This window comes from Oceanobacillus sojae (assembly GCF_007991515.1).
Lineage (GTDB): Bacteria > Bacillota > Bacilli > Bacillales > Amphibacillaceae > Oceanobacillus > Oceanobacillus sojae.
Map to the genome: position 1 here is coordinate 101,066 of NZ_BJYM01000003.1, position 25,543 is coordinate 126,608.

The following is a 25,543-nucleotide window of genomic DNA, read 5'->3' on the forward strand; positions in this document are numbered from 1 at the left end:
TTCTCATTGTAGCTTTTCTTTTCGAATCTCGCAAGAACATGATTGAAATAAGTAGAAGGAATAAATAGGTATATTGGCTAATAAAAGTTAACTTGTATAGAATGAGATCCGATAAAAATGATTTAATTAAATGGGAGTATCAATAGGATTTTAAACTAGTAGAATGGAGATACGTTATAGAACACACTCCGCATTATTAGAAATTTAATCTTATAAAAGCTGCAAGCACAATAACGGTTAAAATAATATTTAATATTGTAAGCAGCCTGCACTGGAGTGCTCCGTTTTGAGAACTTTGATCCGATTGAAGTGCTTTTGTTTTGAATCTGGTAATAACTGTAAAGATTACTCCAACAATATTTCCGATAAATAATTGTGAAATTGCCATATATGTTAGATAAGAGGGGAGAGTATGAAACTGATTTAATTCTTTTAGCTTCCAAAGTATATAAGCCCAAATTAAACATACCATGGAAGACAATAGTAAGACGGAATTGATTGAATCACTGTTAAAAAAAGCATAGTAGCTGCTATTGGTCTGATTCATTGAAAACGTAACATACCCGAGATAAGCGAAAGGGACAAGAAGATAGAAAATGATTAACGTGTTTATATATTTTCGTGGATGCCGGTAAGTGCTTTTTTGTCTTAACATGCTGATGCCTCCTGTTATTTTAAAGTAAAGGGAAGAAGGAACAGACGGATCCTTCTTCCTTTATATTGTGAAACTCATATAATTAAGTTGATTGTTCTTCATCAATCAATTGTTCAAATTCTTCTCTGACGTTGGGAACAGAGAGGCCGACAATGACTTGGATAGCATTCTTGTTTTTCACCAGACCCATGCCTCCAGCCTTTTTAAAGAAAGTATCTTCTGCTACAAGTGAGCCATCCTTTACATGTACTCTTAATCGGGTGGCACAATTGGTAACTGATTCAATATTTGCAGCACCGCCCAGCCCTTGCAGGAATAAGGCTGCCTTATCTTTATTCTCATTTCCTGAAGAGGCGGGCTGAGGATCTGTCTCTTCTCCTTTTTTCTTTTGATAGTCTCGTTTCGTGTATAATTTAATATTTCCAGTGTCTTCGCGTCCGGGAGTCTTCAAGTTCATCTTTAAGATAAGTATTTTAAAGACGTAGTAATAGATAAAGACAAAAGCAATTCCAATTATAATTTGGATAGCATAAGTTCCCCAGTGGTTACTAAATAGCGGAATCCAGTTCCTTGCTGCGCTGTTGATGAGCCCGCTGCTAAAGTCTCCGCTGACACCAAATTGGTACATGACTACAGCCATAACTGCCCCCAAGAAGGAATAAACAACAAAGAGAATTGGAGCTATGAAAAGAAAAGTAAATTCTATTGGCTCTGTTATACCGGCGACAACAGCTGTTATTGCTGCTGGAATTACTAAGGCTAATACTTTTTTTCTGTTTTCCGGCTTGGCTGTTTTATAAAATGCAGCGGCAATTCCGGGAGGAGCGAATATTTTTACACATCCATATAGGGAAAAACCGCCGGCAGGGAACAACGCTTTTAATGATTCTTTTGACTGGGCAAATTCAGAAAGATGATTTAACCAATTGACCTGAATACCTTCTTTTACAATTGCCGGTCCTAACATAAAAGGCGCATAAACAAAATGATGCAGTCCTGTCGGGATTAGTATTCTGACAAGGAAGCTGTACACAAAAATACCAACTGAGCCAGAACTGATGAAAAATGCCTGTAAAGAAGTTATTCCATCCTGGACCAGCGGCCATATCCAGCATGTTAGAAAAGCCAAAGGCAAAGTACAAATAAATCCAAGGATTACTACATAAGCTGAGCCTTGGAAAATCCCCAGCCACTCCGGAAGCTTTTTATCAAAATATTTATTATGAAGCCATACCACCAAAGCGGCTATAGCTATAGATCCAATGATATTCGTATCTAATGTTTTAATTCCTGCTATTAATTTGAGACCTGTTGTTTTACTTGTCTCTAGGTCTGCAAAGAAATCAACCCCGAATGAACCTCCAAAGTATTTTAAAATAGAAGATATAAAGTAATTAAAGGTTAAGTAGATTACCAGAGATTCCATGACCGCTCTGGCATGTGCTTTCTTTGCTAAACCAATGGGAAGACCAATGACAAATAATAGCTCCATTTGTCTGAAGACTGTCCAGGCGCCTGATGCGACAATGTCCCATAATTTAAACCATAATGTATCTTCATTGGCCAATGAACCCATAATCAGTGGATTCTGAAAGACGGAAGCTAATGCAACCATGATACCGGCAAATGCAAATAACAGAACAGGAGTAAACATGGCACCTCCGAACCGTTGTATTTTTTGTAACATTTATAACTCCTCCTTATTATGTTTTAAGCGTTTTCAAAGCTGTTAAAGGAAAGGTGATTAATCCGATTCGTTTTTTTATTAGTCCTTCCTTTGACGGGAATATAAACAACGATTCTGTATGATAAATCAAAGGAGGCTCCAAACCTTGGTTATTCAAAGTAATGTTTGGAGCCTGCTGATTAATAAAGAGTGAACTCCGATAATTTTTAATGCAATGTCGGCCAATAATCTTTATTTGCTTCAATCAGTTCATCTAATAGTTTTTTGGCAATGTCTGCTCCCGGGATGGTCTTACTTAAAGCAAATGCCTGATACAGTTTTTGCTTAGAACCTTCCGTATAGGCTTCCACTGCTAATTTTTCAACAGCTACCTGCTGCTCCATTAACCCTTTTTGGAATGTCGGTATTGGTCCAATTGATAACGGCTCTGCTCCTTTTGAACCTACCAGACAAGGGATTTCAACCATAGCAGTAGCATCAAAGTTGCTGATCGCTCCATTATTTTCGACCATAATAAGCATTCTTTCATGCGTATTGTAGCTTAAAGCACAAGCCAGGTCGACGATATACGTAGCGTGGGCTCCAATTTCTAATGTTGTTCCTTTAGATGTACCTTTTTCAATAATATTACGGCATTCTCCAAATACACGTTTTTCTCTGCCATCTATTACTTCATTTGCCCGTGTATAATTTGCGTCCGCAATCTCTACTTCTTTATTTGGGAACAAATAATATTTTAAATATGTGTTCGGTATTGTGTCTGGATCAAGCTCATAAACAAATTTTGCCATATCATACGTATGAATCCAGCTGGGATCTGAATTTCTTGATTCTTTTCCAATTGCATTAAGATTAAACCCGTTTTCCCCAATATATGATTTTATTTGTGGCATCAGGTCGTTTCCATTTTTGTCCTGAACATCTGTATACCAGCCAAAGTGATTCAGGCCATAATAACGGATTGATAGATCTTTTCTGGATTCTAAACCGACTATTTTAGCCATGCGGTCCTCTAATCCGATAGGATGATCACAAATATTCAATACTTTGGAGTCCGGTCTTAATTTTCTGCAAGCTTCTGCAACGATAGAAGCTGGATTTGAATAGTTTAACATCCAGGCATTTGGTGAATACATTTCCATATAATCAATGATTTCAACAACACCTTTAATAGACCGTAACCCATATGCCATTCCGCCGGGGCCACAAGTTTCCTGACCGATGACATTATATTTTAATGGAACCTTTTCATCTTTTTCCCGCATTTCATATTTACCCACGCGAATATGTGCCATTACAAAATCCACATCTGTAAATCCTGCCTCAGGGCTATCTGTTGCGACAAACTCAATATGAGGAGCTTGTTCCTTAATAATAATTTCACAGGCTTTCGCAATTATGCTTTGTCTCTCTGGATCATTATCATACAGCTTTAACTGTCTAATTGGAAATTTATCCAGATTGTCCAAGAGCATTAATACGATTTCCGGTGTATATGTGCTTCCTCCACCAGCAATTACAATTGAATGTTGTTTACCCATTATTACCATCTCCAAGTTTTGTATTTGATGCTTGAGTAATTTATAACACAGAGATTTTGGGTAAAACAATGGAATCCAGAGGTTTAGGTTTTTGTTTAACAGCCTGATTAAAATTTCATTTCATGAAAAAAATTTACTCTGGACTAAGAAATGAAAATGGTTTCTAAGAAGTAATTCATTTTGTTATAATAAATCAATGTACAATTTTTCAGGTAAGGTTTTTTATCCGGAAAGTTCAGCATGTATAAGCTTGTTTATTATGGAGGGGATTCAGATGGCTGATAATTTGAGTAAACAAATTAATCAAAATTTTAATCAATTAAGTGAAAATGATAAATTCATTTTAAATTATATACTTCAAAATAAAGAAATTTGCCAATATATGAATGTCTCTGAGTTAGCGCAAAGAAGTACGTCTTCGCCAGCTTCTATTGTCCGGCTGTCAAAGAAATTAGGTTATTCCGGTTTTAGTGAACTGAAGTATCAACTAAAAAGCGAGATAGATGAGGAGAGTCAAATTAACTTTGATACATCTACTTATTTAGATGAATTACAAAATGACATCAATATAACAGTAAAATTATTTAAACAGACAGACCTGTCTGAGCAATTCGCTCTTATCCATAAATCGAATAATGTATATGCCTATGCAACAGGTACAGCACAAAAGAATATGTTAAATGAATTAAATAGATATATGCTGTCTATTAATAAGAATTTAATTATCATTCCGAGCTATAGTGAACTGGAAATGGTATCTAGTCTTTCGTCGGATGTCGATTTACTAATCATCGTATCCTTAAGCGGAGATACAAATGATTTAGAGCACCCACTTCGAATGCTTAAAATGAAAAATATACCAATTTTATCGATTACAGATATTAAAAATAATAAATTAGCTAATTATTCACCTAATAATTTGTATTATCATCCAACAGGTATAGCGAAGAAAGGGAATATCTCAAAATTATCCTTTGTCACGTTAAATGTGTTAATAGATCTCTTTTTCCAGGAGTATGTCTCCTATGTATCCAAAAAAGAATCATAGATTTTTCAATGTATGGTAAAATTTTATAAGGAGCCTGAATTTGTCAGGCTATTACGCAAGCACGTTTTAAACGTGTTTTTTTCTTTCTTGTTCATTTATTCAGTATTAGGCTGCTGTTTTTAGCCCTTCTCGTACAATGAACAAGGCCGGATAGAACGATTAAATATTTAAAAGTATCATGGATAGAGCAAGGAGCCACTTCACTTTATGGAAACAGTTAAACACGAACTAAAAACAAATGGGACATTCTTCTCCCTGGTTTGCAAGAAAAATAATTATAAAACAGAAGAAATAAATGTGATGCAGAATACAGTCAATCAGTTATTAAAAATCTCTACAACATCCAAAAAGCCAGGAATGCTGCTGGGGCATATTCAATCGGGGAAAACGCGTTCTTTTCTTGGTTCTGTGGGATTAGGATTTGATAATGGTTTTGATGCTGCGATTATTTTAACAAAGAATTCGAATGCACTTGTTAAGCAGACCTTTGAAAGGATAGAGGGAGAGTTTTCAGAATGCATAGAAGAGGATAAATTAGCTGTCTATAACATTATGAAAATGCCGGTAAAGCTCCGCAAATTTGAGTTAAAGAAAAAGCTCGTTATTGTTCTAAAAAAAGAAAAGAAAAATATGCAGCGCTTAGAAAGTCTCTTATTTGAAATGTATCCAGATCTGGCCACACAAAAAATCTTATTTATTGATGATGAAGCGGATTTCGCTTCGGTTGCGTATGACAATGTGAAAGATAAAAATATTATTGATCTGAAGGTAATTGCCGGGCAGATTGATGGTATTCGTGCCAGGTTAAGTGATGCTGCTTATCTGCAGGTAACAGCCACACCATATTCCTTATATCTTCAGCCGGATGATATGACGGTTCATGAGCATAAAGCATTTCAGCCGAAGCGGCCGGCTTTTACAGAATTAGTGCCGGTGCATGACAAGTATGTTGGCGGGGAGATGTATTTTGATAAAGCCAAAGAGGATGGACATATGGCAAGTTACCTCTATCATGAAATTCAGGAAGAGGAGCTTGAAATTTTAAGGAAAAGTGATAAGCGCAAGGTAAAAGTGAATTATTTGCTTACCGGTGAACGTTATGACGGCATCCGCAGTGCTTTGATTCACTTTATTGTTGGGAGTAAAATCCGCAATATTCAACAGGAGAAGACGAATCAGCGTCTTGAAAAATATGCGTTTATTATGCATACCATCACCACTAAGGCTTCTCATCAATGGCAGGAAGAGGTGATGCTCCATATGGAGGAGCAGCTCCGCGAAGCAATAGAGAAGGAGGATCCCGTCTTTGACCAGTTAGTTCGTGCAGCTTATCAGGATTTTGTACGATCACAAATGAAGGGTATATATTTTCCAGCCTTTGATGAAGTTCTTTCTAACGTTCGTGAAGCTTTGATAGAGGAAGAGCTGTTAATTGAAATTGTAAACTCTGAGCAAGATGTAGATAATTTATTAGACAAATCGGGAGAGCTGAAATTACGGACCCCGCTTAATTTCTTTATTGGCGGACAAATTCTTGACCGCGGTATTACGATAAAAAATTTAATTGGCTTTTACTATGGAAGAAACCCGCAAAAGTTCCAGCAGGACACGGTATTACAGCATTCCCGGATGTATGGAGCCCGCCCGTTTGCAGATATTGCAGTTACCCGTTTTTATACAACAAAACGTATCTATGATGTGATGGAGCAGATGCATGAATTTGATGCAGAGCTGCGCAGAGCCTTTGAATCCGGGGCAAACAGCGGAGAAGTGACCTTTATTCAAAAGGATATCGATAATACGATTTTGCCATGTAATCCAAATAAAATTTTATTATCAAGCGTGCAAATGTTGAAGCCGGGAAAACGAATGCTGCCAACAGGTTTTCAAACAATTGCGAAGAGCTATCTGGAGCGGCAAATGAAGAAAATAGATAAGTATATGGAAGTGATGAAGCATACGGCAAAAGCAGTACATCCAAAAGACGCCCGCTGTTTCCTGATTAAAAAAGAAAAAATTCAAGAGCTGTTGGCAATGATTTATCAGACCTATGAATTCGAAGATGGATACGAATGGGACCTGAAAACATATTGTGCTGTGATGAATTATTTGTCAGAGGAAACGGACACGAATCGAAAGGGATACGTCTGGATAATTTTACGCCAGAATCGTAATATGGCGCGTATTCGAAAAAGTACGGATAGGTTTGAAGATGCTCCCGATACAAAACAGGATGAATTAAAAATAGCACGAAACTTAGCAAGAGTTGTTCCAGCTCTAATTTTAATAAGACAGAATGGAGCAGAGGAGCAGGGCTGGCGCGGCGGTGCTTTTTATTGGCCGGTGCTGGTTACGCCTGAGGAGACGAAAACGACAGTGTTTGCCGGAAAAGGAGTTAAAGAGAGGTGAAACAGGTGAATAATTATTTTCACAAAGATGATGCCCAGTTAAACCAACAATTACAGCAGGCTATTGAATTAAGAGAAAAAGGCGATGCGAACCAATCCAGAATTATTATATTAAAGCTGTTAGAACAAAATCCGGACCATGCCTTTCTCAACTATCAATGTGCCTGGAGCCATGACGTTTTAGGAGAAGAAAGAACTGCTGTGCCATACTATGAAAAAGCAATTCAGCTGGGCTTAGAAGAAAGAAATTTAGAAGATGCTTTATTAGGGCTTGGAAGTACTTATCGGACATTGGGAGAGTATGAAAAATCGAAGAGCACATTTTTAAAGGGAATAGAACTATTTCCAGATAATAAAGCAATTCAAGTGTTTTATGCGATGACATTATATAATTTAAAAGAGCACCATCAAGCAATGGAGATATTGTTAAAAAATCTTGCTGAGACGACGAATGATACCGACATCCAAAAATTCTCCAGGGCAATTACTTATTATGCAGATAAATTGGATACAAGCTGGGAGTAATTAGTGAGAAATACAAATTTATAATCGCTTCATAAGTAAATGCCAGTGCTGTTCGATGCGTGAACAGCACTGGCATTATTTTAATAACAATCCCAATTATAAAGCACCTTACTAAAATCTCTATTTTTCAAATCCTCTTCGGAGATAAAGAAATTTCCAACACCGGAATCTCCCCACATAATGTTATCACCGGCACTATCAATTTGCAGCAGCAGTATATCTTTTTCTTGATAATCTCCATAAGCCCGCGGATCTTCCTGGGTAAAGAAAGGATAGCCGCCCAATTTATGGCCTGTACCACTAAACAGCTGGAAAAATTCTTCTTCCAAATCTTCATCATTTCTTATTTTATCAAATATATCTGCGTAAACCTCTTCACGGCGGTAATCACTTACTGTGAGAGCTTCGGAACCTATTTCAAAGGATAATCCCATCTCCTGTTCAACAGGGAAAAATAACTCATCATCCGGCAGGGTTACAAAAGAAAAATCCTGCACTAATTGTGATTCATCCTGAATAATATCTTTATGATAGATAACGCGAAAACCAGCTTGATTCTGACCATCATCAAAATCCATTCCGATAACATCATCATAGCCATCAATGTAAAATTGCAAAATCCCTTTATGCGGAAAATGCGGCAAATGAACAGGAACCTCATTAAAATTAATCTGTGCGAGCAGTTTTAAAGGGTTACTCTCTTCATTTTTAGGATACTCCATGGAAACAGGGAAGTACGGATTTCCTGCAAATTTACTTTCGAATAAAGATGTTTCCCGCTCTGTAGCAGAAACCTTTACAACAGGAATCAGTGTATCTTGAATGATAGAGCGGTATTGCTCAAAAGCCTCTGGTAATTGTAATGATGTTTTATCTGGCATAAGAAACCTCCTGAAATTCAGTTTATTCTGTATAATGATTACTATAGCAAATATTAAGATGAGGAGAAAATGAGAGAGCAGATAATTTACAAAAGATAAGAAAGGCTGCTTTATCAGTGGAGATGTTTACAGACTATTACATAATCTGGAGGGATTTCGTTGCACAGAGTAGAGTATATAAGAAATAAAGAAAAAGAATACCATGATGCCTGTTATGATAATTATAAGCTGTTCGAGAAAGGCTCTTGGCTGTACAAGCCTGTTAAAACAGTAATGGAGCAATTGCCATATTTTAAAGAAAAAACGAATATTCGTGTTCTGGATTTAGGTTCCGGGGTCGGCCGGAACAGTATTCCCATAGCAAAAGAAATAAAAGGCAGAGGAAAGATTGTCTGCGTAGATTTGCTGCCCTCAGCAACGGAAAATTTAAGACAGTACAGTAAAGAATATAATGTGGAGGAAGTCCTTAAGCTGGAAACCAGGGATATAGAGGATTATCCAATCGTAAAAGAGGGATTTGACTATATTATTGCAGTCTCTGCTTTAGAGCATGTTGCTTCTGAAGATGTTTTTGAAAGAGTAATAGAAAATATGGCAAAGGGAACTCGAAAGAATGGCATCAACTGTATTATTGTTAATTCTGAGGTGGAAGAAATAGATATTGCAGAAAATAAAAAGTTAGATGTCATGATGGAAGTAAATATTAAAACAGAAGAAATGCTCCATAAATTAGACAGGCTGTATGAGAGCTGGGAAGTACTGAAACGGCTCGTGAAACCATTAAAGTATACAATAACACGTGATAAAAGAGACGTTTTGCTGCAAACAAATGCAATAACTTATGTGGCGAGGAAATGCGATAATTATTGATAGAGGATGCCCGAAACAGAAGGTGATTTCTAAGAATGAATACCGTTACTCAAACCGCACATCCTCAGAAATCTCTTTCAATTTATCCCGTTGCAAAACTCGTATTTGATCATTTTCCCGCTCTACAATCTCTTGAGCTATCCATTGTTTTAAAATTCGATTGACATGCCTTTTTGTAGTCCCTATTAAAGCAGCTGTTTCCTCCATATTTTTGGTTGTAATATAAGATGCCTTCGAATTAGAACCAGAAGCAATGGTACATAAAAAAGCAGCAAGCCGGACATTGGCAGGAGACAGTGCATTCACTCTGGATGAGATGGTACATGTCCGAAGCTTATATGCTAATTCTTTTAATAATATTTGCGTGAATGCTGCATCGTATTTCAGCTCCTTTTCATACGCCTGTTTGGGAATAAAGACGAATGAACATGGTTCTGCCGCAACGCAATTAGATTGAATCACACAGTCTTCCAGAATTTCAATGTCTCCCATAACAGCAGGAGCCTGACAGTAACGCAGCAACAGCTCCTTGCCTGTGATTTCCTGACTGGAAACAAAGTATTTTCCACTTATTAAAAAATAAAATCCATCAATTTCTTCTCCGGCAGTTAATATGTATTCATTGGATATGTATGTGCGGATGGTGACTTCTTTTTCCACTGTATTTGGAATCAAATAATTGTAAATGGCAGCGAATTGGCTTAGCTCCATGTTATTTCCTCCTTGGGACATCTGTCCTTTCGTATATTTTTAATCATAGTATACTTGAAAAAGAGGTGATTCACATGAATTTTGTTTTTGATATAGATGGCACAATTTGCTTTGATGGAAAAACAATAGATGCGTCCATTATACAGGCACTGGATGAAATAAAAGCGGCAGGGCATCAGGTGATTTTTGCATCCGCAAGACCAATCCGGGATTTACTGCCGGTTCTGCCTGAGGCTTTTCAACAAGGGAAGCTGGTTGGTGGAAATGGATCATATACTTCAAATGGCGGAAAGGTTGACGTTATTCATTTTCAAGATAGTTTACTTACAAAGCTTCAAACACTGGTAGAAGATAATCAGTTAACCTACTTAGGAGATAGTGATTGGGATTATGCTTTTACTGGAGAGAAGACACATCCTATCTATAAGAATATTAATCAGGCTTCAGCAAAGAATCGAGAGCTGAGAAGCCTGCATAAGCTGTGTAAGCTGGTCCTGTTTCAGCCTTCACGGCACGTAATAGATGAGCTATCCACTCTGCCTGTAAGTATAACCTGTTACAAGGATGAAAATGCAATAGATATCAGTCCGGTTGGAATCAATAAAGTAAGAGGGCTGCATGCTTTACAGGTACAGGATTTTATTGCATTTGGTAATGACAGTAATGATCAGTGCCTGTTTGAAAATGCTTTGTACAGTGTCTGTATTGGCGGGCATAAGGTTAAACAATATGCCTCTGTATCGATAGAGAAGAAAAATGTTCCGGCGATGATAAGCGAGGTATTGCGTGCGTATGAAAATCAAGAAATACAAAGCGTCTATATTTAAGTCTTTATTATAAAAGGAGAGATAACATGAACGAAGAGATTATCTCGCAGTTCCCTACACTGACAAATCGGAATTATCTTGCCGGCTGTTCTCAAGGACTGCTGCCAGCAAGTACTTCCAACGCAATTACAGCGTATCACGAAGAATTACTGGCTGACGGAGCAAATTGGAATACAGCAATGGGGATGCTGGAAAGAGCCCGGGAATCCTTTGCTGCACTTATTGGGGCTGAACCAGATGAAATAGCGGTTGTTTCTTCGGTATCTCATGCTATTTCTGCAATAGCGACAGCTTTTCCAGATGCTTTAACAAGAGATGAAATTATTTTCACAGATCTAGATTTCCCCACTGTTGCAGATATATGGACTGCCCAGACAAAATTTCAGGAGAAGCTTCATATGATTTCTTCCGAGCATGGGGTGATTCCTTTAGCATCCTTTGAGGAACGTATCAATGAAAAAACGCTGCTAACATCTATTCCACACGTTCATTATAAAAGCGGGATGAAGCTGGATATTAAAGAAATTGCAGAAATTGCGCGTCGAAAAGGTTCGCTCTTATTTGTTGATGCTTATCAATCGGCAGGACATTGTCCTATTGATGTAAAGGAGATGGGGATTGATTTTCTAGCAACGGGAACAAGAAAGTATTTATTAGGAATTCCCGGTATTGCTTTTTTGTATATTAATAAAGGAATTGCCGATAATCTTTATCCAGGCGTGACGGGATGGCTGGGGAAAGAGAAGGAAGGAGCGAGAAAATTTGATTCGGGTACACCTTCCTTTATCAGTGCGTATGCTGCCAAAGCGTCTTTGGATTTTATTCAATCTATTGGAGTTCCTCATATTGCAGCTTATCTTGAAGGGTTGGGAGCATTCACAGTGCAGTATGGAAGTGAAAAAGGATTAAGGATATATGGAACTGAGGAGCCGAAAAACAGAACAAGTTTAGTTGCATTTGTTCATCCACAGGCTGCTGAGGTCGTTAATAAGCTTCAAGAAAAGGGAATTGTATTAACTGCAAAGGAAAATATCATCCGAATCTCACCGCATGTTTATAATACCAGGCAGGATATTAAAAGAGCGATTGATGAAATTGTACTATTAACGGAACGACGAGACTATGAAAATCTGCATTTTTAAAATCACTTGCATCTATTTTTGAACGCCCTGCTCATTATTGCTCTTTTTCCTCATAAAGTTAACTATATTGTGTCAGTTACCTGGACTATATAGGAAATATCACTGCATTCCCGTATAATACAAGACAAGAAATCCTATTTGGAGTGTGAATTTCATGACGAAGACGAAAAAATTGAGCCTGATCTTGTTCGGGCTGTTAGTTTTATTAGCTGCCTGCGGTGGAGAGAATAATAATCAGCAAGAAGATGCGCTGGAAGAAACGGGCGATATCAAAGAATTAGTTCATCACTATAGTACCGAAGATATTGTTGATGAGAATGCATCCATTACTTCTGAACAGCTGATTGTTACGGATAATGAGGGAAATGAAGAAGCTGTCTATGATTTACCGGAGGATGAATTTTTTGTTTCAATTGCACCCTTTGTTCAACAGACACATCCTTGTGAAATTCATAGTTTAACAGGCTGTCAGGGAGAAATGGTTCAAGAAGAATTTGATGTATATATTGAAACAGCAGAAGGCGATGTTGTCATAGATGAGACAATGCAGACGGAGGAAAATGGCTTTATTGACCTGTGGCTTCCAAAAGATGAGACATATACCGTCGAAATCAAGCATGACGGAAAAGAAGTAACCTCGGAGATCAGCACGTTTGAGGATGATTTTACCTGTATCACTACAATGCAATTAATCTAGTGAAGAACATTACCCCTATGCAGAGTGTCTGGGATAACCCGGCAGTCTACATTTGAAATAACAATATTATTTTTGTTGTCCTACATAATTGATTCTCCTTGTACATACGCTAAAGCAAGGAGGATGATAGGATGGATAAAACAGATGAGCCAATGAAAAGAATGGCTAATTTGCGATTATCACATGCGGGATTTGCCCAGTATTATAAGGAGCTATTAAACAGAAACCAATATCTGCTCAAGGGAAACAGTAAAAATAAATCTCACAAGCATTTTTTTCAAAAGGTTCATAGGGCGAATTCTTTCCGTATTACATAGAATTTGCTTTATGTAAATATAAAACGAAACTTCAATCAATGAAAGTTTTACGAAAATTACTCCGTGATAAGACAGGATTAACATTGTCCGAGCCGTTTGATATTCTTATATCAAGCGGTTTTTTTTCGATAATTAAGGAATATTTTTAATCCGTGTTAGAACTAGTGAAATTGCTTTAGTACTTCATGGAGAGAAAATATGTAGTGACAAGGACGTATTCTCTTTTTATCAAATGATAAACAATGCTACAATAAAACAATGTAATCTTAAAATAAAGACAGGGCAGCAGGTGGTATGAATAATGCCGCAACAGCTGTCTGTTATAAATATAAAATATATAGTTTCAGATAGAGCAGCAGGAGGAGTAATCATGGTCAGAACGAAACAGGACGTGGAGAGGTTAGAAGCGGAGTTAAACCGAATTCACGAGAGCATCGATATGAGCTCAGAGGAGTTATTTAATTATCGGATTAAAGGAATATGGCAGAGGCTGAAAACAAGTTCGGGAAAAGAACAATTAAAAACAATGCCGATGGACACGATTTTAACATTGGAAAATGAGCTCCCCGTAGATAGTTTAATGAAGAACGGCTTTAAAACAATGGAAGATATAGCTGATCATAAGCCTGAAGACTTCTTACAGCTTGAGGGGATGGATGAAAAAACAGCAGAGGAGCTTTATCAAGCTGTTTCAAAGATAAAAGCATCTGTCTATGAACAGGCAATTCCCCGTGTAAACCCAGATGATATTTCCAATGATGATGTAAGCTTACTGGAATCTATTTATAAGAAGTGGCATCTGTTGAAGATTCTGGAGAAGCTGCAGGCGGAATTTCAGGAGTACTATGAAGAAACAATTCCTGATATTGAAATTGCAAAGAAGCAGAAGAGCTTTTTTGGGGCATTATTCCAGCCGAAAGAGGAGAAGGAGAAAATTAGGTCTGCCTTTGCTAATTTAAATAAAAGCAAGCATCAAAAGGAATTAAATAAAATCAAGAAGCGCTTAGATTATATGCTTGATTTTGAGGTGAGCAAAGAAGAACTTAAAAAGCATTTTGAAACAGAAAATGCTTTCTACTATACAGAAATTGAGAAAGCAACGGACTTTGACTCAAAAAATATCTCAGAAAGCTTGCCGCAAGAGGCAGTAGAAGCAGTGAACAGTTATCCGCTTGATACAACAGGGCTGAATATTACCTTAAGAAATTATCAAATTTTCGGCGCGAAGTATGCATTGCTGTATAAAAAGACGCTGTTAGGTGACGAAATGGGCTTAGGAAAGACTATTCAGGCGCTCGCTATTATTAATCATCTTACGCAAAACAATCAGGGACATGCTGTTATTATTTGTCCCTTAAGTGTTGTTGCTAATTGGAAAAGGGAGATTGAACAGCGATCTGATTTACAGACATTTGTCTTTCATGGCAGTAATCGGGAGGAACAGTTTAAAGCTTGGAAAGAAGAGCGTGGAGTCTTAATTACAACGTTTGAACTGGCTGGTGATATGCAGCTGGAAAAAGAGTCTCACCTTGATGCCTTGATTGTTGACGAAGCACATTATGTGAAAAATCAGAGTGCGAAGCGTTCACAAAGTGTTTATCATTTAGCTGATCTGGCAGAGTATGTCTTATTTATGAGCGGAACGCCACTGGAAAATAGTGTGGAAGAGATGAAGCAATTAATCTCGGTATTACAGCCGGAAATTGCGGAAAGCCTAACCAAAGAGATGTACCTGCATCAACCCAAGGCATTTCGTAAAGCAATTGCTCCCGTTTATTTAAGGAGAAATCGAAAGGATGTCTTAAATGAACTTCCAGATTTAGAAATTATTCCAGAGTGGGTTCGTTTTGGAGACGAAGAGGAGAAGTTCTATCAGCAGGCTGTGAAGGATGAACAAGTTATGGCAATGCGCCGTGCGGGCTGGCAGGGGGAAATCCCAGATAAATCGCCGAAGCTGGAGAAGCTGCTGGAAATCTGTGAGAATGCCAAAGAAAATGGACATAAAGTGCTGGTGTTTTCTTATTTTAAAGATGTTATCCAAACCATCAGCAAAAATTTAGAAGACAGAACACATCGGGCAATTACAGGGGATGTTCCTAATCATAAAAGGCAGGAAATTATTGATGCATTTACAGGAGATGAAGCTGGGTCTGTACTGGTCAGTCAGATTACTGCCGGTGGTGTCGGGGTTAATATTCAGGCAGCGAACGTTGTTATTTTATGTGAACCGCAATGGAAGCCGTCGATGGAGGAGCAGGCAATCAGCCGTGCTTATCGTATGGGACAATCCCGGAACGTTGTTGTCTATCGTTTATTAACAGAGGAAAGCATTGACGTAGCGATGCTGGATGTATTGGGAGAGAAAGCAGATCTCTTTAATCTGTTTGTCAGAGAATCTGATACAGCATCTCGTATATTGGATGAGCAGGAGCAAGAAGAGGAAGAAGCTTCGATTCAGAAGAAGGTATTGAGGCTGGAGAAAGAGCGATTTATGGAGGCTGTGCGTTAACAGACGCTTTGAGCTGTTTTAAGGGACTAGGGAGGAGACAGTCTGGATGTATCAATATTTAAGATCACAATTTGGTATAGAAAATTTGCAGCATCAAACGCTCTGTCAGCATAAAATGACAATCCCTATTGTTTTTCAGAAAGAAACCTCTCCATTTAAAGACAATGGTTACAGTTATAACGAAAGCTATTTTCATCATGCGAACTGTGAAGCACAGGCTGTGTTTAATACTTTATTTTCCAAACCAGACGAAATAGAAGTCATAGTGAGTGTTTATCATCCTCCTGATATACATCCTAAAGTGGATTTTATCAGAAAATATTTCAAAGGGACTAATAAGTATCAAATCAAGCACAGGCAATTCATGCAGAGTTTAGAAGAGGGTGAGGAGCTGGTAAGTGAATATGCTATCCAGACAGGAAGGCATCAGCTCTGTTATCCCGAATTAATTCAGGCGATTTGTAATCAGGATTTTCCGCCACGGCTGCCGAGACTGAAGAATCGTAATGTTTCTTCTGTAAGGTTTTATTTAATTAATAGGACAAAGCATGTACTTTATTATATTTACGATGATAGAGGAGCACTGGTTGCGATTCAGGATCAAGTACAATTAGAAAAATTTAAAAAAGAATTTAACAGTATTTTAGAACAGGCTGAGAAGTGTATCGAAGAACCAATCATTAATAATAAGTCCCTCAAATAACAGTTTACGATGTTATTTGAGGGACTTATTTCTTTCTACATATGAACCCAGATCTGAACAATACTTATCACGATGCCCAAAGCTAAAGGAACAATTCTTGTTAAATTTAATCCTGTGAATGTGACAGTAGTCTTTTCTAAAGGATCTTTTGCAGGAGAAGCTAAATAACGTATAAATCGCTGCCAGGCCGTTTGTTTTTGTACCAGCTTTGGTTCAGGAACAATCACATGAAATTGATCCAGTTCTTCCTTTAATTTATCTTCTTTATTAAATTCATCCTTCAGCATGAAAATCCTCCTTCAGGTCGTGTTTTAGTGTGCTCATTGCCTTATGTAGTCTTGATTTAACGGTACCTATCGGAATATCTAATATCGATGCAATTTCATTTTGGGGCAGGTCCTCATAGTAAACAAGTAAAATAATCGCCCGCTGTTTATCAGGTAATGCGGCGATTGCCTGCTGTACCCACATTTTTTCATCCATGCTTATTGAGTGGTCAGCCTGTGGAACCAAAAAGGGAAGCAGAGAGCGCCATTTTTTTCTTCTATTTAACTTATTTATTAATAATCGGTAAGCAATTTGGAACAAATAAGCTTTGACAGTTCCTTTATCAGGGTTAAATGTGTGCTTTTTTATCTGCAGGATTTCAAAGGTATCATGTACAATGTCGACACTAAGCTGCGCTTCCTGTGTGTACCGGTATAAAAAGCAGTAGAGCGGCTCATGCAGAATGGTATATAATTCAGTAAAACCTGTTTCATCTCCATTCTGATAAATCTCCATCCAATCTTCGTTACGCTTCATCTTCTTTATCCTCTAGATGAGCTTTGATGGATTTTAAAGTCATGGAAATACGGCTGATAAAATAGCAAACCGTTACGATTACCCAAGCTTGGGCCTGATTGGATAAAAATTGCACCCAGGAGTTTTCAATATTTTCTCCGGAAGCTAATAAGAAAAATAATATTACCGTACAAAGAATGGTATAAACTGCCACAGCTATTGTGACTGTATCAAATATATTCCATCTTAAATATACCGTTGTCTTTTTGTAATTTATTTTCCCATCTTCTTTGACAATATATTTACGATTAAATGGTATGCTTATTGCCAAAATCAGTATAATTTGTATTCCTACTACAATCAAAGAAACAATATATCCTATCCCCATATCATTCTCCCTATCTGTATATTTTTTGAGCATAGTCTGATGAAACTTGTTAAAATCAGTACAATGCGATGATGTTTTTTCTATTACATTTCATTGTGCATGCAATGTATCAAATAAGTAAAGCATGGTTTTATTTTTCAATATTACTATGGCCGGGTTTCTCCGAATATTTTTGGTTGAATATTTGTATATGCTTGCTGTTCTTAGCGGTAAACGCAATTATTATATTAAGAAAAACGGGATATAAGCACCATAAAAAGAACCCCCAACGATTTGTTATTAAAGAAATAACTAAGAAGAGAACAAGAATCACGGTTGAAATGTAAATAGTACGTTTTTGATATGTATTCATTTTTTATACCCCTTTCGAAAAAATAAATTATTAATCAGCTTTGATTCATTGCAGCGTTGTTTTTTATTTTAATTTGCCACTGTTACTGACTATACAAACAAGGGAGGAAAAAGGTTCGAAAAAATAATGAAAATCAGAAATATATCCTAAAACCATGTTAGGCTAAGAGTATAGATCAAATTTTTCAATGAAGGAGTTGTTGATTAATATGAATAAAACAATTTATATCATCCGGCATTGTGAAGCAGAAGGACAGGCTCCCGATGCTCCCTTAACAGAAAAGGGGAAAGAGCAGGCGGAAAAGCTGGCTGCATTTTTGTATGACAAGAAAGTGGATCGTATTATTTCCAGTCCATTTTTACGTGCAATACAAACGGTAGAGCCGCTTGCTGAAGAAAATAATTTGAAAATAAAAGTGGATAACCGTTTGCGGGAAAGAGTGCTCAGCTCTGCTTCAATGCCTGACTGGATGACTAAACTTGAAGCAACCTATAAAGATTTAGATTTAAAATATGAAGGCGGCGAAAGCAGTAACGAGGCAACAGGGAGAATTGTTGAGGCAGTGAACGAAATACGCGAAAGTGATGCCGATAACAGCATCATTGTTGCACATGGAGGAATTATATCCCTGCTTCTGTATTATTATGATAAAAACGCAGGATTCGAGGCGTGGAGAAAACTTAGTAATCCAGATGTTTATGCATTACAGATTTCAGACGATAATTATCAGCTTGAACGGCTATGGACAGAAGAATAAAATACAAAAAGAGCTGATTGAATATATTTCTCATCATACATCAATCAGCTTTAATGTTTCAAAATCGAAATTCATTCCTGCCAGCTGGAGAACAATTTCAAGATGTATCTGATTCTCCTGTACATCTGCGGTAGAATAGTACACCTCTTTTTGCACATAGAAAAAACAGAACATATGAAGATGCTCTGTCTATTAAATCTCAAAGCTGTATTTCATTTAGTCATCCCACCAGCTCGTTTCCATGTCAATCAGCCAATGATTTTTTAGTGTTAAGGCACGCTCAATAGCTGCTATAGTTCCAGCAACCAGTAATGTCGTATTCATCCAGGCTGGAAGAATTATCGGTGATGTGAAGGAGCCCCATCTTTCCTCAATGATAGGAAGCTGCGAAATCATGGCAGCCAGCTGCGGTAATCCCAATATGATAGAAATTAGAAGAATGATAACCGCAAGCTTTCCAATGATGGAGCTGATTTCAGGGAACTTGGCATCGAGGCGCACCCGCAAGCCTTCAGCTGAACGACGATCTGGAGATAATACAAACTCCTGTTCATCCTCTGTCACATAATGAATTCGTTTCAAACCATATGTTGTTGTTGCGACCTCAATAATTCCTCCGGGAACCGGGAAAAAAGCTGGATTAGCAGCTTTTGCATGATGCTTTCCATCACGGTATAAATCAATGGATTCATTTTCATCAAAATAGTCAACATGAACTGCATAGGTGTGCATTTCCCCGTCATCTTCACGAAGCTTTATATAAAAAAGGGAACGATAAAATACTTCGTAAAAACGAAACGGCTTCAATGCATGTCCATCCCCGTCTTTTACTTTTTTTATTGCTTTTTGTCTGCGCTTGCTCTTAAAAAAACGCAACATATTATCCTGCCTCCGAATGGTACCTCTTTAATAGATAATACGGAACAAACAAGAAAAGGTTTCTTATATTATTTTTTTAGTTCGTGGAAAAATGTAGACTCCCGAATGAAATAAACCTGATGACTTTTTTGTATGAAAATGTGCTTGCTGGTTCATAACTAAAAGATAGGAGAAGAGAAAGGGTGCGGGCAATGGATTTCATGAATGAGATAGAGAACTTGAAACAGAAAAATAAAGATTTACAAATGAAATCCATCATGATTAATGATACTGCTTATGATGTGATTGGTTTTGAAAGCCTGGTGGATTTTTCAGCAACGTGGGAAATAGTGGAGGCATTAATTGGTAATAAAGAAAATAAGCCACAAGAGTCAAAAAGTGTTCAATCGACAAATACCACATGGAGTAAAGCGGAAATAAACAAACAAATGCAAGCATTGTATGAGGGGAAATTGATTATTTGGAATCGTGCTGAAGAAGCTTCTTTAATCGTGGATCCTGTTTCTCAGCCCCTTTATCGAAGTATAGAAGTACCAGTTAATGAATCGGTTATTTATGGAGCAAAGGATGCTTTTACAGAGAATAGCCAGCAAAACATAGGATTGTTACGCAGTAAATATCAATCCAAGGATGTTGAAGTACTGACAACGCAGCACGGGAAAAGAAACCGCCGCTTTTCATTTCTTATTTTGAAGGGTACTACAGACCAGCAAATGGTAGAAATGATTAAAAAGAAAATTGAGGATTATCCAAATGAAATTAAGCAGGTGAAGGATATTCACGTTGCCTTTGGTTTTTCTAAATTTTCCCTGATTACCCGTGTATCCTCCACAGAGCTTCCGGAAAATGCGATGGAATACATAGAACAAGGAAAAATTGTCTTCTTTATGGACGGTTATCCATTCGCACTGGTACTGTTTAATACTGTTTTTGATGTATTTAAACAACCGAGTGACAGTAATTATCTGAGTGTATTTGTATATTCTTTATATATGCTGCGTATTGTTGGAATTATGATTGCAGTATTATTACCAGGACTTTATGTAGCACTGATTACAATAAATCCTGAAATGCTAAAGGTGCAGCTTGCCCTGTCTATCACGGAAAGTCGGCAGTTTGTACCTTATCCCGCCTTTGTGGAAATAATTATTATGCTGCTCTTGATTGAATTAATTACCGAAGCGGCAGTACGTCTGCCTATTTCTATTTCCAATACGATTGGTGTTGTAGGCGGTATTATTTTGGGGCAGGCAATTGTAGAAGCAAGTTTGGTCAGTGGTGTATTAATTATTATTATTGCTGCTACGACAATTGCCAATGGTATTGTAATTAATTTTGAAAATGGAATTACGTTACGGCTGATGAAGTATATCATTGTTATTTTCTCTGCTTTATTTGGAATTCTAGGGCATGTTATCGGTCTGTTGGTTTTATGCTCCTATATAGCCCGGATTACGAGTTTTGGAGTTCCTTATGTCCGGTGGAAAAAGGAAGGGATCCAAAGTGAAAATCAATAACTTATTGATTATTATCTTTTTTTTATTAACGAATATAGGGGTAATGTTTCTTCTCTATCCGACATTGATTTTGGATACGGTAGATAACGGACATTGGCTGATTGTTTTGATTCACGGATTTGCACATATCGCCCTCGTAGGAGTTTTATTATTTGGGATGTCTAAGCTTGAAAACCCTAATGTCCTGCAATATTTACCTGAGAAACGCTGGTTCATCTCTATCGTATTTATGATTCCTTTATCACTGTTTATTATTGGTACAGTTATTGTTTCTATCCGGACCTATGCTGAATTTACTACGGTATTATTTCTAAATCAGACACCAATTTTATATGTGATGATTATTTTTGTCACAACGGCTACCTATATCGGCCTTGGATCAATGGAGAGTATTTTCCGGACAACGCTTTTAATTGCAGGAGCTTCATCCTATATTATTGTGGTTATTTTCATACTATCCTTCTTCAATGCAAAATGGTATAACTTATTTCCGATGAAGGTAAGCAATATTGATTTCGTATTTGAAATGCCATTTATTACTGGTTTTCTTATTCTCTCTCCTACCTTTTTATTTTTTGCTTTTCTGCCCAAAAGAAAGAAGCTCAATTATAAAACAATTTTCTGGTTTTCATGGTGTTTAATTCCTTTTATTTTTATGGCTGCTTATTCGCCCATGCTGGTCTTTGGGTTTGAAGTAGCGCGGAATTTTACATTTCCCTATATCGAAATGTTAGCCACTGTGGATATTCAATGGTCCATCTTTGAAACACTGACCAGTCTTTTTGGTTTAAGTCTGCTTATTTATGCAACGATTTTTTTAGGAATGTTATTGCATATTTTGCGGATGCTATATCAAAACATGTTTCAGGTCGGCAGCCTGCATGCATCTATTGCTCTTGTAGTTATAGTTATCACCATTGCAGTGGCAGCCAATATGATTTCTACATGGGAGCAAGTGCAGACACATATCATATGGATTATACCACTTCGTTTTTATTCAATTATCAGTCTGCTGATTTTTATCTTTTGGATAGGAAGAAGGCAAAAGCATGAAACGTAATCATTGGAAAAAAATATTCATTCTTTTAGTATCGTTAATTTTATTAAGCGGCTGCTGGGATTCCAGAGATATTAATTATCGTTCCACGCCTATTTTGATGGGGCTGACGAAAGATGAAGAGCTGTTTCATGTATATTTAATAATTCCAGTTTCAGTGATATCAGAACAGCGGAATTTGGCCAAAGTGGAAGGCAAGGGTGTTACGATTTTAGATGCAGTTGAGCAGCTTAAGAAAAAAATTGAAACAACAATTGATTTGGAACATATCGGGTTTATTGTTTTAGATGAAGAGTTAGGCAAAGAGGGGATAGAGAAAATAATAAATACCTTTATGAGAATGCGTGATGTACCTGCAACTCCAGCGATTGCATTTACAAAAGAGGATATGGATACCTATATTGACCAGATGATTAATACATTTCAAAAAGTAGGGGTACCTATATTCGGTTTCCTGGAAAAACAGACTGGCTGGGAAATATATGCTCCTGAAGTCATTTTATGGGAGGTATATAGAGGTATTCATTCGTATACATCGGATATCTCCATACCGCTTATCAGTTCAAATAAAAACTTGGAAATGGATTACTTTGGCGCATCCGTCCTCAAAGATGGAAAAATTGTTGAAACATTAGATTCTATAGAAGTCATGCTGATGAATTTGTTAAATAATGAAGAAAATGTTATTAAAACATTTGTGACGATTGACGATACAACCAATGTGGAGCTCGTTGAAAGAGATGTAGAATACGATTACAATTTTAAAGGAGAGGAAATTGATCTGACTATACGGTTAGAATTCGTATTGATCGTTTCCGAAGCAGAGGATCATTTAAATGATAAGGATATTCAGAAAATGTTTGAAGAAAAGATGAGACAAGATACCCTTAAACTGGTGAAAAAAGTTCAGGACAAACATGCAGATGTATTAGGAATAAGCAACCGGATCAGAAAAAATTATACTAATGCAGAGCTGAAAAACTTTCTTGAAGAAATATATCCAAACATAAATGTTGATGTAGATGTGGAAGCAGTAATCGAAAATAATGGTAAGTTAAGAAACTTAAATAATGACGATTTTGAAGACTGGGATAAGGAAAAGCAGGAACAGGACTAGTTTTAAAGATGAATCCAGTTACCATGAGAATGGCAGCTGGATTTTTTAATCATTTCTAAATTGCTATTAATTCAATGGATTATCGAAATTTAATGTGAAAAACAGGTAGAGGGAGGTTCAAATCGGAGAAATTGTAGAAAAGATTACACAATGAGAAGAGTTAATCAAAATCTGTCTGCAGAGATTTTCTGATGGGCTTATTAAAGTAATTCTCTGGAACATGTGATAAAATCGATATATATAAATCTTGGAGGGATAGCTATGTTTGGGAAGCTTTTTAAAAAGAAAGAGAATCAGGAAATTGAATTATTTGCTCCAGTTGATGGAGAAGTAATCCCTTTGGAAGAAGTGCCTGATCCAGTATTCGCTGAAAAAATGATGGGAGACGGAATTGCTATTAAACCATCTAATGGAAAAGTTGTATCACCAGTTGATGGGGATATTGTACAAGCGTTCCCGACAAAGCATGCAGTAGGGATTAAAGCTGATAATGGAGCGGAAATTTTAATTCATATTGGTTTAGAAACAGTTGCTTTGAATGGAGAAGGATTCACAATCCATGTCAAAGAAGGAGATAAAGTGAAAAAAGGTGATGCACTTGTTGATGTGGATTTGGCAATTGTAGGTGAAAAAGCTGTAAGTACTGTAACACCAATGCTTGTTACGAATATGAGTGATATCGAAGCTTTAAATAAACAAGATGTGAAGCAAGTTCAAGCAGGAGAAGATGTTGTTATTACTGTTAAATAAAAGGAATTCGCAGTAAAAATAATTTTACCAGTCCTGCTGGAAAGAAAACAGGAGATTTATAAAGAAGCAGCAGTCCGCTTTGAAGTGAAAGGCTGTTGCTTTTTTATATCTTTTCCGATACGACGGAAAAATGTAAAATACAGCTTAATTATTACGCAAAAACGTAGACAATTAGCAGCTAAAATAACAGTAAAATAGTAAACAAAAACGCATGATGATTAATATCTGCGCGATTTCGTTTTTTGTCTACTTCATTTTTTTACCGTAAGAAAAAGCTTATTCTTCTTTCGTTTTCCTATATCCGTAAAAGGTACGAAACCCAATTCCTTCATAAAATAAGCGAGACGAACTGGTAGCAAGTAATTCAATTCTTACGTTTGGATATATATTATGCAGATAGTGAATAATTCTTTTTCCTAATCCTAAGCTCCTATACTGTTTGTCAATTAACAATTCACAAATAAATAGACTAACACGAGTGTCAATCCTCTTAGATAACCAACTATTCCGTGTCCCTGTATTTCAATAATGAGGGTTACATTGGAGTTTTTCCATGCTTCTTTTGTACTCAAATGATTTTCAACTAAATTAGACCAACCTTCTCTTTTATTTAAATCTTGTATTTTACTGAAGTCTTTTTCTTCATATGGTCGAATAAATGCTTTTTCGTTGTTTTTTAAATCTATTTCCATAATAGAATTCCTTCCTTAAAGATATTCTTTTTTTAATTTCTTCATCATTTCTTTTATCTTTTCCTCTATTATTTATTTTGCGAGTATATAATGATCTTACTTAAAAATTGATATACCAGCAATCAAAGACATCTAATCATTTGTAAGGAACATTTAAAATAACTAAAGTATAGGCTGAAAAGTAGGGAATTTACCTAAAAAGATTCGTTTTATAAGTGAAGTGTCTAATTTGAATAATCCATTTAACCCAAATCAACATATGAATTCTTATAAACAGCAACATCCCCGGAATTATCAGCAGCCGAATATGGGACAGAATTCGATAGAGCAGCAGGTTTTATCGGCGATTAATCCGGTAATCAATCACGGAATGCGAGAAGCGCAGCATCTTGGCTATCCACACGCATTAAGAGAAGCTGTAGCAATTTCCTATCTGATGGGGCAGGGGCAGGACTTTCAATTAGCTTGGCAAATGGTAGAGTCCTGGTGGAGACCGCAAACTCCTACACAGCCTGGGACTTTTTATTAAGATTAATATAAATAATGATAAAAATACCGATGTATTATCGGTATTTTTTATTTGTTTTGTAACGTTGCGGTATTTTTCAATGGGACAAATTTCATTCATTTATTTGGAAATGGAGATAATCCCCTCATGAAAATGAATTTTCTATGTATGGGCTAATATCAATCTTATTAAAGAATAATATTAGCTGAAATAAAAATATGG

27 protein-coding genes are annotated in these 25,543 nt (G+C 36.8%); 16 read left to right on the forward strand and 11 right to left on the reverse strand.

The window, feature by feature from the left end; all coding sequences use genetic code 11:
- Positions 1–196: 196 nt before the first annotated feature.
- The 3 genes from OSO01_RS04180 to OSO01_RS04190 form a co-directional block, all read right to left on the reverse strand.
- On the reverse strand, positions 197–655 hold the full coding sequence (locus tag OSO01_RS04180) for a hypothetical protein (protein WP_147209008.1): 459 nt from the start codon (positions 653–655) through the stop codon (positions 197–199).
- Between the two features lie 82 nt (positions 656–737).
- Positions 738–2,342, reverse strand: a complete 1,605-nt coding sequence (locus OSO01_RS04185; RefSeq protein WP_147209010.1) for an alpha-glucoside-specific PTS transporter subunit IIBC — start codon at positions 2,340–2,342, stop codon at positions 738–740.
- A gap of 206 nt (positions 2,343–2,548) precedes the next feature.
- Positions 2,549–3,883, reverse strand: a complete 1,335-nt coding sequence (locus tag OSO01_RS04190) for a 6-phospho-alpha-glucosidase (RefSeq protein WP_147209012.1) — start codon at positions 3,881–3,883, stop codon at positions 2,549–2,551.
- A gap of 274 nt (positions 3,884–4,157) precedes the next feature.
- Between OSO01_RS04190 and OSO01_RS04195 the strand changes: the two genes are divergently transcribed.
- The 3 genes from OSO01_RS04195 to OSO01_RS04205 all read left to right on the forward strand — a co-directional run bounded on the left by OSO01_RS04195 (position 4,158) and on the right by OSO01_RS04205 (position 7,864).
- Positions 4,158–4,931, forward strand: a complete 774-nt coding sequence (locus tag OSO01_RS04195; RefSeq protein WP_186813549.1) for a MurR/RpiR family transcriptional regulator — start codon at positions 4,158–4,160, stop codon at positions 4,929–4,931.
- A 207-nt stretch (positions 4,932–5,138) separates the two neighbouring features.
- Positions 5,139–7,340 carry a Z1 domain-containing protein gene (locus tag OSO01_RS04200; RefSeq protein WP_147209016.1) on the forward strand — a complete coding sequence of 734 codons (2,202 nt, stop codon included), beginning with the start codon at positions 5,139–5,141 and terminating at the stop codon, positions 7,338–7,340.
- Complete coding sequence (locus tag OSO01_RS04205) at positions 7,337–7,864, forward strand: tetratricopeptide repeat protein (RefSeq protein WP_246145040.1); 528 nt, start codon at positions 7,337–7,339, stop codon at positions 7,862–7,864. The genes OSO01_RS04200 and OSO01_RS04205 overlap by 4 nt, the downstream gene beginning before the upstream one ends.
- 80 nt (positions 7,865–7,944) lie before the next feature.
- On the opposite strand, the gene OSO01_RS04210 is transcribed toward OSO01_RS04205, so the two are convergent.
- Positions 7,945–8,745, reverse strand: coding sequence for a YwqG family protein (locus tag OSO01_RS04210; protein WP_147209018.1), 801 nt, complete (start codon positions 8,743–8,745; stop codon positions 7,945–7,947).
- Between the two features lie 159 nt (positions 8,746–8,904).
- On the opposite strand from OSO01_RS04210, the gene OSO01_RS04215 reads away from it, so the two are divergent.
- On the forward strand, positions 8,905–9,615 hold the full coding sequence (locus OSO01_RS04215) for a class I SAM-dependent methyltransferase (RefSeq protein ID WP_147209020.1): 711 nt from the start codon (positions 8,905–8,907) through the stop codon (positions 9,613–9,615).
- Positions 9,616–9,660: 45 nt separating this feature from the next.
- On the opposite strand, the gene OSO01_RS04220 is transcribed toward OSO01_RS04215, so the two are convergent.
- Positions 9,661–10,326: a Crp/Fnr family transcriptional regulator gene (locus OSO01_RS04220; RefSeq protein ID WP_147209022.1), complete on the reverse strand. Its 666-nt coding sequence runs from the start codon at positions 10,324–10,326 to the stop codon at positions 9,661–9,663.
- A 74-nt stretch (positions 10,327–10,400) separates the two neighbouring features.
- On the opposite strand from OSO01_RS04220, the gene OSO01_RS04225 reads away from it, so the two are divergent.
- The 6 genes from OSO01_RS04225 (at position 10,401) to OSO01_RS04250 (ending at position 16,521) form a co-directional block, all read left to right on the forward strand.
- Entirely contained in the window at positions 10,401–11,153 is a 753-nt protein-coding gene (locus OSO01_RS04225) for an HAD-IIB family hydrolase (RefSeq protein ID WP_147209023.1), read from the forward strand.
- A 26-nt stretch (positions 11,154–11,179) separates the two neighbouring features.
- On the forward strand, positions 11,180–12,295 hold the full coding sequence (locus tag OSO01_RS04230; RefSeq protein ID WP_246145042.1) for an aminotransferase class V-fold PLP-dependent enzyme: 1,116 nt from the start codon (positions 11,180–11,182) through the stop codon (positions 12,293–12,295).
- A 154-nt stretch (positions 12,296–12,449) separates the two neighbouring features.
- Positions 12,450–12,992: a CueP family metal-binding protein gene (locus OSO01_RS04235; protein ID WP_147209025.1), complete on the forward strand. Its 543-nt coding sequence runs from the start codon at positions 12,450–12,452 to the stop codon at positions 12,990–12,992.
- A gap of 131 nt (positions 12,993–13,123) precedes the next feature.
- Entirely contained in the window at positions 13,124–13,309 is a 186-nt protein-coding gene (locus OSO01_RS04240) for a hypothetical protein (protein WP_147209027.1), read from the forward strand.
- A 370-nt stretch (positions 13,310–13,679) separates the two neighbouring features.
- Complete coding sequence (locus OSO01_RS04245) at positions 13,680–15,818, forward strand: DEAD/DEAH box helicase (RefSeq protein WP_186813550.1); 2,139 nt, start codon at positions 13,680–13,682, stop codon at positions 15,816–15,818.
- Positions 15,819–15,864: 46 nt separating this feature from the next.
- On the forward strand, positions 15,865–16,521 hold the full coding sequence (locus tag OSO01_RS04250; RefSeq protein ID WP_147209031.1) for a DUF3885 domain-containing protein: 657 nt from the start codon (positions 15,865–15,867) through the stop codon (positions 16,519–16,521).
- 35 nt (positions 16,522–16,556) lie between these two features.
- On the opposite strand, the gene OSO01_RS04255 is transcribed toward OSO01_RS04250, so the two are convergent.
- Genes OSO01_RS04255 through OSO01_RS04265 form a run of 3 tightly spaced genes read right to left on the reverse strand, consistent with a single transcriptional unit; the run spans position 16,557 to position 17,692 of the window.
- Complete coding sequence (locus OSO01_RS04255) at positions 16,557–16,808, reverse strand: hypothetical protein (protein ID WP_147209033.1); 252 nt, start codon at positions 16,806–16,808, stop codon at positions 16,557–16,559.
- A complete protein-coding gene (locus OSO01_RS04260; protein WP_371863282.1) occupies positions 16,795–17,334 on the reverse strand; it encodes an RNA polymerase sigma factor in 540 nt (179 codons plus the stop codon). The genes OSO01_RS04255 and OSO01_RS04260 overlap by 14 nt, the downstream gene beginning before the upstream one ends.
- Positions 17,315–17,692 (reverse strand): group-specific protein, encoded by a 378-nt coding sequence (locus OSO01_RS04265; RefSeq protein WP_147209037.1) that lies wholly within the window; start codon positions 17,690–17,692, stop codon positions 17,315–17,317. Before OSO01_RS04265 ends, OSO01_RS04260 begins: the two co-directional genes overlap by 20 nt.
- Before the next feature lie 560 nt (positions 17,693–18,252).
- Between OSO01_RS04265 and OSO01_RS04270 the strand changes: the two genes are divergently transcribed.
- Positions 18,253–18,801, forward strand: coding sequence for a histidine phosphatase family protein (locus tag OSO01_RS04270; protein WP_147209039.1), 549 nt, complete (start codon positions 18,253–18,255; stop codon positions 18,799–18,801).
- 216 nt (positions 18,802–19,017) lie between these two features.
- Here OSO01_RS04270 and OSO01_RS04275 read toward each other — a convergent pair whose 3' ends face one another.
- Positions 19,018–19,680, reverse strand: coding sequence for a hypothetical protein (locus OSO01_RS04275; RefSeq protein WP_147209041.1), 663 nt, complete (start codon positions 19,678–19,680; stop codon positions 19,018–19,020).
- A 191-nt stretch (positions 19,681–19,871) separates the two neighbouring features.
- Here OSO01_RS04275 and OSO01_RS04280 point away from each other — a divergent pair, with 191 nt between their 5' ends.
- The 4 genes from OSO01_RS04280 to OSO01_RS04295 all read left to right on the forward strand — a co-directional run bounded on the left by OSO01_RS04280 (position 19,872) and on the right by OSO01_RS04295 (position 24,121).
- A complete protein-coding gene (locus OSO01_RS04280; RefSeq protein WP_246145044.1) occupies positions 19,872–21,197 on the forward strand; it encodes a spore germination protein in 1,326 nt (441 codons plus the stop codon).
- The gene (locus tag OSO01_RS04285) at positions 21,184–22,257 is read left to right on the forward strand and encodes a GerAB/ArcD/ProY family transporter (protein WP_147209044.1); all 1,074 of its coding nucleotides are present in this window, start codon (positions 21,184–21,186) and stop codon (positions 22,255–22,257) included. Before OSO01_RS04280 ends, OSO01_RS04285 begins: the two co-directional genes overlap by 14 nt.
- Positions 22,247–23,371: a Ger(x)C family spore germination protein gene (locus OSO01_RS04290; RefSeq protein ID WP_147209046.1), complete on the forward strand. Its 1,125-nt coding sequence runs from the start codon at positions 22,247–22,249 to the stop codon at positions 23,369–23,371. Before OSO01_RS04285 ends, OSO01_RS04290 begins: the two co-directional genes overlap by 11 nt.
- Positions 23,372–23,632: 261 nt before the next feature.
- Positions 23,633–24,121: a PTS sugar transporter subunit IIA gene (locus OSO01_RS04295; protein ID WP_147209048.1), complete on the forward strand. Its 489-nt coding sequence runs from the start codon at positions 23,633–23,635 to the stop codon at positions 24,119–24,121.
- A gap of 276 nt (positions 24,122–24,397) precedes the next feature.
- Here the strand turns inward: OSO01_RS04295 and OSO01_RS23645 are convergent, their stop codons facing one another.
- Together OSO01_RS23645 and OSO01_RS23650 are read right to left on the reverse strand one after the other, a co-directional pair.
- Positions 24,398–24,574: a GNAT family N-acetyltransferase gene (locus OSO01_RS23645; RefSeq protein ID WP_246145046.1), complete on the reverse strand. Its 177-nt coding sequence runs from the start codon at positions 24,572–24,574 to the stop codon at positions 24,398–24,400.
- Positions 24,568–24,813, reverse strand: coding sequence for a hypothetical protein (locus tag OSO01_RS23650; protein WP_246145047.1), 246 nt, complete (start codon positions 24,811–24,813; stop codon positions 24,568–24,570). The genes OSO01_RS23645 and OSO01_RS23650 overlap by 7 nt, the downstream gene beginning before the upstream one ends.
- Positions 24,814–25,042: 229 nt before the next feature.
- Between OSO01_RS23650 and OSO01_RS04305 the strand changes: the two genes are divergently transcribed.
- On the forward strand, positions 25,043–25,342 hold the full coding sequence (locus OSO01_RS04305) for a hypothetical protein (protein ID WP_186813551.1): 300 nt from the start codon (positions 25,043–25,045) through the stop codon (positions 25,340–25,342).
- Positions 25,343–25,543: the final 201 nt, after the last annotated feature.